Source organism: Pseudomonas sp. LBUM1659, assembly GCF_059716045.1.
Genome location: NZ_CP166797.1, coordinates 1,926,004 through 1,939,031 on the forward strand (window position 1 = coordinate 1,926,004; position 13,028 = coordinate 1,939,031).

8 protein-coding genes and 1 pseudogene are annotated in these 13,028 nt (G+C 54.1%); 2 read left to right on the top strand and 7 right to left on the bottom strand.

The window, feature by feature from the left end; all coding sequences use genetic code 11:
• Positions 1-115: 115 nt before the first annotated feature.
• Together ACA048_RS08760 and ACA048_RS08765 are read left to right on the top strand one after the other, a co-directional pair.
• The gene (locus ACA048_RS08760) at positions 116-1,006 is read left to right on the top strand and encodes an ATP-binding protein (protein ID WP_497629828.1); all 891 of its coding nucleotides are present in this window, start codon (positions 116-118) and stop codon (positions 1,004-1,006) included.
• Positions 1,003-1,485 (top strand): GAF domain-containing protein, encoded by a 483-nt coding sequence (locus tag ACA048_RS08765; RefSeq protein ID WP_497628777.1) that lies wholly within the window; start codon positions 1,003-1,005, stop codon positions 1,483-1,485. The genes ACA048_RS08760 and ACA048_RS08765 overlap by 4 nt, the downstream gene beginning before the upstream one ends.
• On the opposite strand, the gene ACA048_RS08770 is transcribed toward ACA048_RS08765, so the two are convergent.
• The 7 genes and pseudogenes from ACA048_RS08770 to ACA048_RS08800 form a co-directional block, all read right to left on the bottom strand.
• The gene (locus ACA048_RS08770) at positions 1,486-4,434 is read right to left on the bottom strand and encodes an HD domain-containing phosphohydrolase (RefSeq protein WP_497628778.1); all 2,949 of its coding nucleotides are present in this window, start codon (positions 4,432-4,434) and stop codon (positions 1,486-1,488) included.
• A 49-nt stretch (positions 4,435-4,483) separates the two neighbouring features.
• Positions 4,484-8,128 carry a transporter substrate-binding domain-containing protein gene (locus ACA048_RS08775; RefSeq protein ID WP_497628779.1) on the bottom strand — a complete coding sequence of 1,215 codons (3,645 nt, stop codon included), beginning with the start codon at positions 8,126-8,128 and terminating at the stop codon, positions 4,484-4,486.
• Positions 8,129-8,136: 8 nt separating this feature from the next.
• A complete protein-coding gene (locus ACA048_RS08780) occupies positions 8,137-8,763 on the bottom strand; it encodes a response regulator (protein WP_497629829.1) in 627 nt (208 codons plus the stop codon).
• 113 nt (positions 8,764-8,876) lie between these two features.
• Entirely contained in the window at positions 8,877-10,409 is a 1,533-nt protein-coding gene (gene tnpC / locus ACA048_RS08785) for an IS66 family transposase (protein ID WP_497370897.1), read from the bottom strand.
• A gap of 18 nt (positions 10,410-10,427) precedes the next feature.
• Positions 10,428-10,787 (bottom strand): IS66 family insertion sequence element accessory protein TnpB, encoded by a 360-nt coding sequence (tnpB, locus tag ACA048_RS08790; RefSeq protein ID WP_024647222.1) that lies wholly within the window; start codon positions 10,785-10,787, stop codon positions 10,428-10,430.
• A gap of 270 nt (positions 10,788-11,057) precedes the next feature.
• A pseudogene (locus tag ACA048_RS08795) lies at positions 11,058-11,369 on the bottom strand (response regulator); the annotation flags it as partial.
• 198 nt (positions 11,370-11,567) lie between these two features.
• Positions 11,568-12,998 carry a hypothetical protein gene (locus ACA048_RS08800; protein WP_497629956.1) on the bottom strand — a complete coding sequence of 477 codons (1,431 nt, stop codon included), beginning with the start codon at positions 12,996-12,998 and terminating at the stop codon, positions 11,568-11,570.
• Positions 12,999-13,028: the final 30 nt, after the last annotated feature.

A 13,028-nucleotide genomic window follows, 5' to 3' on the forward strand; every position in this document is an offset into this window, starting at 1 on the left:
TGCAGGGATACCGATGTTCTCGCGAACCCTTGAGCAAGGGTTGAGCCGGGCACCGAACGCTGTGTATTCGTCGCTGTATCGCCATCATCACTGTGAACGTGCCCGAGGAGAAGACGTGGACGCTCGACTGAATGCTTTTCTTGAACGCGCCGATGCTGTTTTGGCCCGTATCGAGCCGCTGCTGCCCGCACCTCGACAAACCATCGACTGGAACCAATGCCTGGCCGCGCGCTGGCAGCGCGAGGGGCGCAGCGGGTTTCTGTTGCCCCTGCACGTTAGCCTCGACACGCGTCTGTCCGACCTGATCGGTGTCGACCGGCAACTGGAACAGTTGGGGCGAAATACCCAACAGTTCATCGACGGCATGCCGGCCAACCACGCTTTGCTCTGGGGCTCGCGCGGTACCGGTAAATCGTCGCTGGTGCGTGCCTTGCTCGCCGAACATGCCCACGCCGGTTTGCGCCTGATTGAGATCGAGCGCGATCACCTGGCAGACCTGCCGCGAGTGGTCGAGCAAATCGGCAAGTTGGCGCAGCGCTTCGTGTTGTTCTGCGATGACCTGTCGTTCGAGTCGGGCGAGGGCGATTATCGCGTACTCAAGAGCGTGCTCGATGGCTCCCTTGAACAGGCACCGGATAACGTTCTGCTTTACGCCACCTCCAACCGTCGTCACCTGGTGCCGGAAAAGGAAAGCGATAACGAAAACTGGAAAAGGGTCGACGGCGAACTGCACCCCAGCGAGGCGGTGGAAGACAAGATCGCGTTGTCGGACCGCTTCGGCTTGTGGCTGTCGTTTTATCCGTTTACTCAGGAACATTTCCTCAATGTTGTCGAACACTGGATCGGTCAACTGGCCGATAAAGCCGGGCTTGAGTGGCAGCGTAACGAAGAGTTGGACATCCTCGCGGTACGTTGGGCCACGGGCCGAGGCAATCGCAATGGCCGTTGCGCCTATCAATTTGCCCGCTACTGGGTCGGGCTCAAGCTGTTGGAGCACAAAGCATGATTGATTTACAGAAGAGCGGCCAAGGCCTGGATGGTTACGGCATGTTGTGGGCGCAGCTGGAATCGTTGCTGGCGGATGAGCGTGATTTTATCGCCAATGCTGCACAGTTCTCGGCATTCCTGTTCAACCAGCTCGATGACCTGAACTGGGCCGGTTTCTACCTCAATCGTAACGAAGAACTGGTGCTCGGTCCTTTCCAGGGGCAAATCGCCTGCGTGCGGATTCCATTTGGTCGCGGCGTGTGCGGGACGTCTGCGTCGACCTTGCAGACTCAATTGGTTGAAGACGTGCACGCATTTCCCGGGCATATCGCGTGCGACAGCGCATCGAACAGCGAACTGGTTGTTCCGTTGGTCAAGGATGGTCGACTGATCGGGGTGCTGGACCTCGATAGCCCGAAACTGGCGCGTTTTACCGCTGAAGATCAGGCCGGTATCGAGCGGCTGGCAGCGATTTTCCTGCGCCTCACCGATTGCTGATCATGCACTCAAGCCTGCCTTGACCAGCAGGCTTGACCGGTCAACAGCGTCAATCTGCTGAGGATCGAGGAATCGTTCTGCGTACTGCAAATAAATGTGTGCGTTGATGAACAGCCCGAACAACTCCGGGTCGATGTGGGCGTCACGGCACATGTTGGCCATGATGCCCAAGGCCTCGCTCAAGGTTTTGGCTTTCTTGTAGGGACGATCGGCGGCGGTCAGCGCTTCGAAAATATCGGCAATCGCCATCATGCGCGCCGGCAGGCTCATTTCTTCGCGCTTCAACCGTTTGGGGTAACCGGTGCCGTCCATTTTCTCGTGATGGCCACCGGCGATTTCCGCGACGTTGTTGAGGTGCTCGGGAAAGGGCAGGCGGCTGAGCATCAGGATCGTCTGCACCATGTGGTGATTGATGATGTAACGCTCTTCGCGAGTCAGCGTGCCTCGGGTAATGCTCAGGTTGTAGAGTTCGCCCCGGTTGTACTTGTAATGCGGTACATCGAGCTTGAAACCCCACGGATTGTGAGCGGGGATCAGTTCGCTTTCGGCACGTTCGAACAGGTGCTCGGGTTTGTCCGCGAGCAACGGCTCGCTGACGGGCAGCGTCGGCGCCGGCGTTCGTTCCTGGCGGCGGTTCTCTTCCCATGAAACGCCGAGCCGATCATCCAGGGTTCGGGTCCAGGTACGTTGAGCAATGCCGCGCAAGCGTTGCAGGTCGGCTTCGGCCATGGCCTCGCCGCCCAGATTGCAGTGGGCGATGAACGCGAAATCATCGTCCAGTTCCGCCAGAAGGACATTGCGCAATTCGGCCTGGTGAGGCTCGTCACCCCCTTGGGCAATGGCCTGCCAATAATTGATCCAGGCATCGCGCTTGAGCACTTCGAAACGCATGCGGATTTCGTGGAGGCGGTCGTTCAGGGTTTCAAGTTTGGTGGCTTTGTCGACCACGTATTCAGGGGTGGTGACCTTGCCGCAGTCGTGCAGCCACGCCGCGATGTGCAGGGCTTCCCACTCATCTTCCGTAGGCTGATAGCCGCTGAAGGCAGGCTCCTGACTGGCGGCAGCAGCCTGCGCGAGCATCAGCGTCAACGCCGGCACCCGCTGACAATGCCCGCCGGTGTAAGGACTTTTGGCATCGATCGCTCCAGCCAGCAGTTGTATGAAAGAGTCCAGCAACTGTTTCTGTCTGGCTTGCAGGCGCTGGCTTTCAATACTCACCGCCGCCGCACCGGACACCGCCTGGAGAAACGCAATGCGGTCCGGGCGAAGCTTTTCCAGGTCGTTTTGTGTGCCGCTGTCGGCCAGCAATAGGATTAGCAGGCCGACGGTTTCGTTATGCCGGTTGTGTAACCGGATGCCGATCAAATGAACCCGTGGGCTTTCCAGCGCAAGCATCACCTTTTGCAGGTCGGCGGCATTTTCGAAGCTCAGACTGGTGACGACATTGTCGGCGTTCGACAACTGCTGCATCCACTGAGGGCTCTGCGGGTTCTTGAGTTCGTGGCCGTGAATCCCGAATGCAGGTAATGCCTGGGCGGTCTCGTTGATAACCAGGCCGTGAGGCTCCATGCGGTCGCTATCCTGTTCGCGCAGGTAAATCAGACCCGCCTGGGCCTGCCCGATTTTCACGGTTTCGAACAACACCCGTTGCAGTAACGGTGCGAAACGGGTCTCGGCACTCAGGCTGTCAGTGATCCGGAAAAAGCTCGCCAGGGTGTCCTTCATGCGCGCCATCGACACGCTCAGTTGGTCGACTTCCAGCACGGGTGAGCGTCGGCTGACAGGAAAGTTGAAATTGAAACTGCGGATCGCATCGGCTTCCTGCACCAGTGCGCGCAGGGGTTTGACCAGAACTCTGGAGGTGAGCCATCCCAGCGGCAGGCACAGCAGCAACGTTGCCAGAGTGATCACTGCGCCTTGCCAGCGCATGCGATAGGCATCGAAGAGCAATTCATCTTCCGGCACCAACAGCGCCAACTGCAATCCTTCAGGCCCGCCTTCCTTCATGCTGCTGCGGGCCACAATCCATTGGCGACCCGCGGCGTCCAGGCGATTACCTTCGGGCGGACGGGCGAGCAGGGCACCGAGTGCCGGATTCAAATCGGCTGCCTTGATCAAGCGTACGGTCTGGTCGTCAACGATCAGCCTGTTGCTGTCGGGATAGGCAACGGCATTGCCCTCGCCATCGAACAGCACGATTTCTGTGTGCGGGGTCACCACATGTTTGGCCAGCGTTGCCGACAGTTCGGCGAGGGTGAGGTCGGCGCCCATCACTGCGTTCGCACCGCTGCGCCGGGCCAGGGTGGTGCCAACATCGTGAGTGGAGAAAAATACATAGGGTTCGGTGGTGATCTGGTCTTCATCGCTGCGAGCGCTGCTAAACCAGGCGCGTGTGCGCGGATCGAAGGTTTCGTCGGGGGTATCCTGGCGGTCGATGAGGGCCAGGTTCTGATCAAAGAACAAAGACTGGGACCGCACCTTTCCACCGCCGTCCGGGTGTTCGATGCTCCAGACTTGATAGGCCGCCGTGTCCGGGGCTTTGGTGAGTGCTTTCACGGCCGGGATGCGCAGGGGACGCACCATGAAAAAATCGCCATTGCTGTAACCCAGATACAGCGAGGCCAGGTTGGGATTGTCTTTGAGCGACTGGCTAAAGGGTTTCAGCAGCGCGAGCCGTTGCTCCAGCGCCGACGCTTCGGTCGCCGGGTTGTCCACTAGCAAGCTCAGCAGGTGGCGGATCGGTACATAGGTGGCTTGCAGATCCAGCCGGACATCCTGCTCGATCCGGTTGAAGAGTTTTTCGCTGCTGGACAGGATGATCTGCGTGGTTTGCCGGTAATTGAAAATGCCCAACACCACGCCCGTTAGTAGCAGCAGGAAGGTAAACATCACGCTGATATGGACGTGTAACGGAAATCGGCGTTGGTCGGAGCGCAGTGAGCTTGGCATTACGGGTCTCTCCATGAGGGTAAACACACTGCTCAATGCTCAAGCATAGTTAATGCTCCATCGTTCTGCTTTTGCCGTTATGCCCTATTTGTTGTTGCAAGGCTTGCTCCAGTTCGAGCATGGCGCGCTCGATGGCTTTAGTGCAATTGGCTACGGTTTCGGGGTGGAACACTTCATGGCAGGCGATCTCGAGCGCTTCACAGCTGTCGATCAATCGACACGCGTGGACGATTCGGGCCGCCCCCTTGATTTTGTGAGCGAAGTCGAGGAAAGACTGGCGGTCTTTGCATTGGGACAGCGCCCGCAATTGTTCACGGTCCAGACGATTGCTGTTCAGCAGTTCGGACAACAAGCGGTGATCCAGCTTCGGATTACCGCCGGTCAGCAGTTGCAGCCCTTCGATGCTGAACGCCGGGTCGCGGGCGATCGGCTTGATGCGTTCAATCCACTGCCTCAAGGCCGTCAAGCTGAGGGGTTTGAACAGGCAGTCGTCCATCCCGGCCTGTTTGCAGCGTTGTATTTCTTCCGGCTGTGCATTGGCGGTAAAACCCAACAGGGTGCAGACCGCGCGCGGCTGTTGCTGTTCGTATTGACGAATTAGCCGGGCCAGTTCGTAGCCGTTCATGATCGGCATGTTGCAATCAACAATGACCAGATCGAACAGTCCGTGCTTCCATACCGCGAATCCGGCCTCGCCCTCTGCTGCTGCGCTATAGCGATGCCCCAAAAACTCCAGTTGCTGACACATGAGCAAGCGATTGGCCGGATGATCGTCGACCACCAGGACGTTCAACGGGGTTGAGGCAGGCTGAATAGGCGCTTCGGTGGTTTTCGGCATCAGTTCTGGCGGCAATGTCGCCAGATGCAACGATATTTCGACTTGAGTGCCTGCACCGGACTGGCTACGCAATTGCAGGCTGCCGCCCATCATCTCGCAGAGCGTGCGACTGATCACCAGACCCAGCCCAGCGCCCCCTCGGGACGACTGCGCGCTATGGGGCGCCTGAGCGAATGGCTCGAACAAACGCTGTTGATCCTCCTCGCTGATCCCCGTTCCGCTGTCCTTGACCTGAACGCTCAGCAAGACTCGCTCGGGCTCGTCAGTAGCCTGTAACTCAACCACAATCAGGACCTGACCCTGTTCGGTAAACTTGATGGCGTTGCTGACCAGATTGGACAGCACCTGCTTGAAGCGCATCGGGTCTAACAGGACATCGGTTGGCGGAAGTGCAGGACTGAAGTCCAGCAACAGACGCAAGTTTTTTTGCCGTGCGAGCCCGTCGAAGATTCTGACCACCGATGCCACCGTTTCACCCAGGTTGACGCGCTCCGGGTTCAAGCTCAGATGCCCGGATTCGATGCGCGCAATATCGAGAATGTCCCCGATCAGTTCCAGCAGGTCTTTCGCCGAGTTGTACGCGACGTCAATGGCGGGGCGGTCCGGATGAGCCGGCTCGATACGTTTGAGGGTCAGTTCCAGCATGCCGATGATTGCATTCATCGGGGTGCGGATCTCATGGCTCATGGTCGCCAGAAAAGTGCTTTTGGCTCTGTTCGCGTCATCGGCGCGTTCCTTGGCCGCTCGAAGATCATCGAACAGTTGTCGCCGCTCGCTGATGTCGATCCAGCCGCCAATGATGCCCTGCACTTCACCGCTCGAGTCCCGGTAAGGTAGAACCCAGTGATAAATCGTCAGCTTGCGACTGCCGATTTGCAGGGTGCGGTCGAGAATCAACGGTGTACCTTCACTCACGACGCGCTGATAGTCAGCCTGATACTCCTGAGCTTCGAAGGCGTTGCTCATGTTGCCCTGCATGACACTTTTGCCGATGACGTCTTCGTATTTTGTATTAAAGGCTTCCAGGTAACTGTCGTTGCAGCTTTGCAGCAATCCCTGCCGATCACGTACGTAGATTGGATGAGGCGTGCCATTGACCAGTGATCTCATGAACTCAAGTTGATCATTAAGCGCGAGCTCGGCCGCCTGACGCTGTTTTATCTGACGACGCATGTAAGCGTTCCAGGCAACAGAAATCAGCAGTAGCACACCCACACCGATCACCACCTGATAGAACACCCGGTGATAGCTGCGCCAGGTGTTTTGCGTAGTCGACGAGTATCCCCGCCAGCGGCTGTTGATAATGCCCAGCTCCTGCGGGGTAATGCTCAGCAATGCCTTGTCGAGGATGGCGCTCAGTTCTTTGGCATCACGCCCTGTTGCCAGAGAGAACGCAGCCTGCTGCGTGCCAAGGGTGGAGCTGATCTGAAGGGGCTGCTCGAAGATTCTGGATGAGATGAAGTAGTTGGCGATCACCAGCGAATTTACGGCGCCTTCAGCCTGACCCTCTGCAACTGACTGCACGGCACTGAAGGTGTCCGGGGTTTCGATCAGATTGACGTGCGGGAACTCGCGACGCAGGTAATCCACCATCGGATTACCTTGGGCAATCGTCAGGCGCTTGCCCGAAAACTGCGTGAGGTCGGTCGGGGTGTCGGCCACTTTGCGCGTCAGCAGGACAAAGGAGTTTTCCAGGTAGGGGCGGCTGAAGTTCAGCAGCATTTCACGTTGTGCGCTGGGCAGCAGAGCGGCAATCAAGTCGGCCTGATGATGACTGATTCGCTTGATCATCTCGTCATCGCTTCGGCTGCGATGGATCTCGAATCGCAAGCCGGTGCGCAACCTGATCAATTCGAGCAGGTCGGCGGTAACACCTCGAAAGTTGCCTTCATCGTCGAAAAACGTCAGCGGTGCAAACGCCTCATTGACCACCACGCGAACCACTGGATGTTGCGCCAGCCAGCGTTCTTCGCGACCGGTAAGTTGCAGCTTGTGATCGGTGAGCAGGATGTCACTGCCTGCACTCCAGCGTTTGGCGATGTTTTCTCGCTCGCTGGTGGGAGTGGCATTCAGTATCGCGTTGATGATCCCAAGTAGTTCCGGGTTGTTCTGGTGCACGGCAAAACTGAATCCGTGGACTTCGTGTTTACCGAAGTTGGCCATCCGGACGTTGTTCAGGTAACCCTTGTTAATCAGGTAATGGGTTGAAATGGTGTCACCGAGAAAGACATCAGCCTGGTCGAACGCGACAGCGTTGATTGCATTCTGGTAAGACGGGAAGGTTGAGATAATTGCCTTTGGATACAGGGATTTGACTTCTTCCATCGGCAAATAGTGGTACACCATGCTCAACCGCAACCCGGCCAGGCCATCGGTCAGGGATCGGGTTTCTCCTTCTCGTGTTACCAGAACCGGTTGGTCCGCGGCGTAAGGTGTGGAAAGCACAATGTCGGCGCTGCGTGCCTCAAACCCATTGGCACTGCCAAGCATATCGACCTCACCGTTTTCCAGCGCTTCGATCGCGTTTTCTCGGGACGCGTAGCGCTGAACCTTGACGGGCAGGCCGGTGACCTTGCCAAGGATGCCCGCGTAATCGGCAGTGAAACCTTCATAGTCGCTGCCGCTATTGGTCAGGTCGAAAGGCGGGTAATCGGGGGCTGAAGTGGCCAGCGTCAGTTCACGTTTGTTGTTGAGCCATTGCCGTTGTGATTTATCCAGTTGGACTTCCATGTGACCGATCATTGAGCGACTGAGCAGGGTGTAATGCTCGCTGGCGGAGTTTGTCGCAGACACTGAAGTGCTCAGGCATAAGCCTGCAGTTATCAGTATTAGATAATCCTTTATACGACTGGGCATCCGGGCTCTCACACTAAGGTGTTGCGTTTTGCCATATCGATGAGTTCAACCAGTGATTTGGCTTTGAGTTTTTGCATCAAGCGCTTTTTATAGGTGCTGACTGTCTTGTTGCTGAGGAACATGCCCTTGGCAATTTCCTTGTTGGTACGGCCTTGTGCAAACAATTGCAATACCATCAACTCCCGGTCGTTGACTGCCTTGAAGAGCTCCAGGTCGGCGTATCGCGTGTCATCGCTACGGACAGGATTCAACGCCTGACTGGGGAAATAGTTGTAGCCTGAAAGCACTGCCTTGATTGCACTCACCAGTTCACTGAGGTCTTCCTGTTTGCATACATAGCCCGACGCGCCGGACTGCATGCAGCGAATACCGAACAATGTCGGGCACTGAGCCGTTAATACCAGGGTTTTTAACGGGGTACACATGGCGTTGAAACGGGAGAGAACTTCCAGTCCGTCCAGTTTGGGAATGCTGATGTCGAGAATGACCAGGTCCGGCATGCATTCTCGAACCATCTGCATGGCGTCGACCCCATTATCAGTTTCGCCGACAACTTTATAACCCTCATGTTCGAGCAACATTCGGACGGCAAGACGGATAACGGGGTGATCGTCGACAATAAAAACGGAGTTCATAATCAGATCCCATGCGAGCTCAATAAAGCGCGCACCATAGCTCAGATAGTTGAGGGGGCGCATGAACCGTAAGCGCTCCATAAAACCCACCTAGTCAAAGGTGGGCGGTGCGGTTAGCTATGAGATTGGGGTGCGCAGTTCCAAGGTAGCAGGGCTTCGTAATCTTCCACCGAAGCCGCCATTGGCAGGCGCTCAAGTGCGTGGCGCAGCCACGCATAGGGCTCTTGGCCGTTGGCTTTAGCAGTCTCGACCAAGCTGTAAAGTTGAGCGCTAGCCGTCGCCCCTTTTGGCGTGTCGCTAAACAACCAGTTTTTTCTTCCGATAACGAACGGCCGTATTGCACGTTCTGCGGCGTTGTTGTCGATGGGCAAGTAACCTTCCTCGACGTACCGCTCGAGTTTGTTCCAGTTGTTTGCCAAGTAGCTGACGGCTTTGCCCAATGCGTTCTGTGTAGTCACGTACGGCAGCGTCTTTAGCATCCAGTCTTTCAGTTGACTCAGCACGCTGGCGCTCAACTCCTGGCGGCCTCTTTTCCGCGCCTCATCACCACTCCGTTTGTAGGCGATCTCGATGCCATATAGTTTGCTGATCAACTTCAATGCGATGTCGGCCCGTCCTGTCTTGCCCTTGGGCTGTACTTTTTGCGCTTCGACAAATTTACGCCGTGCGTGAGCCCAACACCCTAAACGTTCAACTCCGGCCTGTGCTCCCAGCGCGTTGTAACCCGCGTAATCGTCAGTCATGACGTAGCCGCGATAACCTTCGAGCAGGCGCGACGGCACCTCCTGCGCTCGGCTGGTGGAGTAGTCGAAAAGGATCACCGGTTTGTCTGGCGGGCCGCCGGTTTGCACCCACATCCAGGACTGACTGCTCGGCTCTCGGTCAGGCTCTTTCAACACCTGTACGCGTGTTTCATCGCAGTGGATGACACGGCTGGCCAACAGGCTATCGCGCATTAAATTCAGCAGCGGCTGGAAGTGCTCGCCGCACTGGATAACCCAGCGAGCCAGGGTCTGGCGCGGAATATCGATGCCGTGGCGGCCTAGTACTTTTTCAAAACGGTGAAGCGGCAGACCGTCCACGTACTTGGTGGTCAGCAGCATCGCCAGAACACTTGGGCTGGCCATGCTTTTTTCAATCAGTTGAGCCGGCTTATCCGCAGTGACCGGTGCCGTCTCACAATCGCGGCAGCCATAAACTTTGCGCACATGTTTGATAACGCGAATCTGCATCGGCACGATTTCAAGCTGCTCGCTGACTTCTTCGCCAATGGCGTGTTTGCGGCAGCCGCAAACGCAAGTCAGTTCATCCTCGGGAAGTTCGTGGATGACTTCGATACGTGGCAGGTCGGCGGGCAGCGGCTTTCGTTTACCGCGACGCCTGGCTGGACCGACGACCTCTTCTTCAGCGTCTTCGCCGACGGGTTCGGCGATGCTTTCAGTTTCGTTGAAAAGAGCTAACTGCGGCGTGGCCGGATCGGCTGTTTGTTCGGACTTGCGTCCGAACAGGCGCTGACGCAGCAGCGCGTTTTCTTCTTCAAGATGAACAATACGGCCCTTGTTAGACTCGCGCTCAAGCAGCATTTGCTCTAGCAATTGCTTGAGCAGCGCAGGATCGTCAGGAAGATCTTTGGGCATTGAAATCATGCCCTGGATTATAACGAATCAGGCCACGAATCGCGGCGTCAAAACCTGATGAGGACGGTTACGCCAGAGGTCGAAACCGTCGAGCATCCAGTTGAGTTCCTGAACAGTTAGGACAATCGCCTCGTCGGTGGCATCGGGCGATGTTTTGAATCGCTCAGATTCAAGGCGCTTGAGCCAAAGGCAGAAGCCGTTGCGCTCCCAGTACAAAATCTTCACGCGGTTGCGCGGTTTGTTGAGGAAGACGAAGAGCACCGGGTCAAACACGGCGACCTTGATGTCCAGCTCGACCAGCGCAGCCAGGCCATCAATGGATTTTCGGAAGTCGACGGGCTTGGGGTACAGATACACTTTTTCGACTTTTGCGTCGGGTCGCATCATGGCGGATGGGCTCCAGAAAGGAATCGGGAGCACAGCATCCGGGATCAATTGGCGGCTTTGAATGTGGGGTTCATGGAGCGGTTACCATGAACCGACAGGCAGATAGCAGTGATATAGGAAAAGTCCTACATTCGAAGAGGAATCGGACTACGGTCCAACTAGGTTTTGAATGAGGATCAATAAAAGTGTTGTATTGAGTGGTGGGGTGATTACGGTGTTTATTTTAACTGGGTTGCTTGTGTACTAAGTGTGTTTTTAGTGGTGGACTTTTTATAGCGAAGCCCGGGTCAACAGGTTTCTAAAGTCTGATTGTTTCAAGGGTTTTATCAAGTAGCCCAACAAGGGTAAATTGTACTCCTCGGCCGTTTTTTTAAGTTTGTCTAGTTCGCCGGGTGTCAGGCTACTTAAGAGTATCGCCTGCTTGATCATTCCCCGGCGGCTGGCGAACTCGATCAAGTCGAGGCCTGTGAGGTCAGGCAGACATTGATCACACAGGAGAATGTCGAAGGGGTGCGGAGACTCAAGCATCCGGTGCAAAGCGCTCTCTGCACTGTCCGTAGCGGTGAGTTGGGTGAAGCCATACATCGGACATCATTAAAACTTGAAACAGCCTACCGAACTATAGGCGTTACCCAGGAGAAAAAATCATATCCCTGAAACAAAAAATCATCATAAGCTGAATTTTGTAGTCGAATAGTCACTAGATCTCATAGTTGCAATGTAGCCGAAGCCATTGTACTGGGTAGTGGGGTTTTGGGCTGCTGTCAGCGAAATGTGTGGCTAGGTAATACGCTCGAATTTTGCGCGTATTGCTACTGCGTCATAAAGCCTTACTGCAGGACAATAGGCCGGATGATCAGGCTCAATTGGAGAAATTGCCATTATATCAATCAAATTATTTAAACCTTCGGGCGTCAAATTTGTCGATGTCCAAGCCTTATTTTTTGGTAGGAATCTGTTAAGTTGCTGTTCGATTATTTTGGTGGTCTTCGCGTTGTAGAATTTTTGCTTACCAATTATTAAAGGTTTTGTGGTTGCTATAAGGTCGAACCGTTTAGTTAGTATATTGCAGTTGATGTTTAATCGTGCGGCCAGTTCGCTGTTGGTGCAGTTTTTGTTACGCCATTTTTTAAGAAGATGAAGCGCAGCTTTAGGGTCGGAAAAAGAGTTTATATTTTCAATGTATAATTCACTAAAGTCAGGAATTATGTTCGATTTTATTATTTCTATTATGGTCTTTCTTTCTATGGATGCCAATACTGCAAGCATCCAAGCTGTATGCTTTCTATTGGGTGTCAAGGTATGCAGTTTGCGTGAGCGAGATTTTAATAGATTTTGAATTTTTGTTCCGATTTGTTCGCGATAATAAATGTAGCGTAGATTGGGTTCGGTATGCTCTAGAGGTGAAACAACACCATTTTTATTTAGAATTGAAAGAACAGCAATACTTCCTAGGGAAAATTTCTTTGCTAAAAAGCCAATGGTGACAAATTTTTCATGAAATTGTGCGAGGCTGTCCGTTGGAATGAATATGCTGTTTCTTTTTCCATATACAATTTTCTCGGAAAAATACCTGGCAGCGATCAGGCTTTTTATCTGAATGCTACTTAATCCAAAGTTTTCTCTCACATCGTTGAGGCATTGAAAGTCGGCTCTAGTATACTCTACTGGTATCAAGACTCTGGACCTTTCTCTAAGGCTTGATGTAATGGATTTGCACAATTCTTTTTTTCGATAAAAAGTTCTATCGATGATATTAATTCTATCTAGCTGGTGATTTCTAATTATTAATTTTGTGGTTTCTACATTGGTGTGAAGTGAAAATTTCAGTTCCTGAAAGGTGAATCCCAACGTTTCGCAACATTCTTGGCGTTGGCAATTATTATGTGTGGCATCAGCATTTTTTATAAAAAAATCCGTTGTGTTTTTTATCCATCGCTCCCTAGTTATCAACCAAGGTGATAGCAATGCTTGAATTGGGAAATTTGGAAAGGACTTAGTTAGGTTTAATAGGTAGTCCAGAAAAAAAGATGTGTTTTTTGCGCCAATATTCACTGCAGTATTTAGAAATAGAGTTGGGTGGGGAGCCGTTAATCGTTGATACCGTAAGCAGTCCGCAGCAGCAAATGTTCTGTTGATTGCCTCTTGATTAGCCTCTAGGAACCAATTTAGTAGCTTCTCTGAGGCGGTATCGTGGCTTGTCTGGGCCACAGCTTTGCGTAAGTCGAAATTGCATTTGCA

Bases quoted from the DNA above. Each gene is read 5' to 3' on its own strand.
- ACA048_RS08765 (WP_497628777.1), top strand. From the start codon at position 1,003: ATGATTGATTTACAGAAGAGCGGCCAAGGCCTGGATGGTTACGGCATG.
- ACA048_RS08770 (WP_497628778.1), bottom strand. From the start codon at position 4,434: ATGCCAAGCTCACTGCGCTCCGACCAACGCCGATTTCCGTTACACGTC.
- ACA048_RS08775 (WP_497628779.1), bottom strand. From the start codon at position 8,128: ATGCCCAGTCGTATAAAGGATTATCTAATACTGATAACTGCAGGCTTA.
- ACA048_RS08780 (WP_497629829.1), bottom strand. From the start codon at position 8,763: ATGAACTCCGTTTTTATTGTCGACGATCACCCCGTTATCCGTCTTGCC.
- tnpC (WP_497370897.1), bottom strand. From the start codon at position 10,409: ATGATTTCAATGCCCAAAGATCTTCCTGACGATCCTGCGCTGCTCAAG.
- tnpB (WP_024647222.1), bottom strand. From the start codon at position 10,787: ATGATGCGACCCGACGCAAAAGTCGAAAAAGTGTATCTGTACCCCAAG.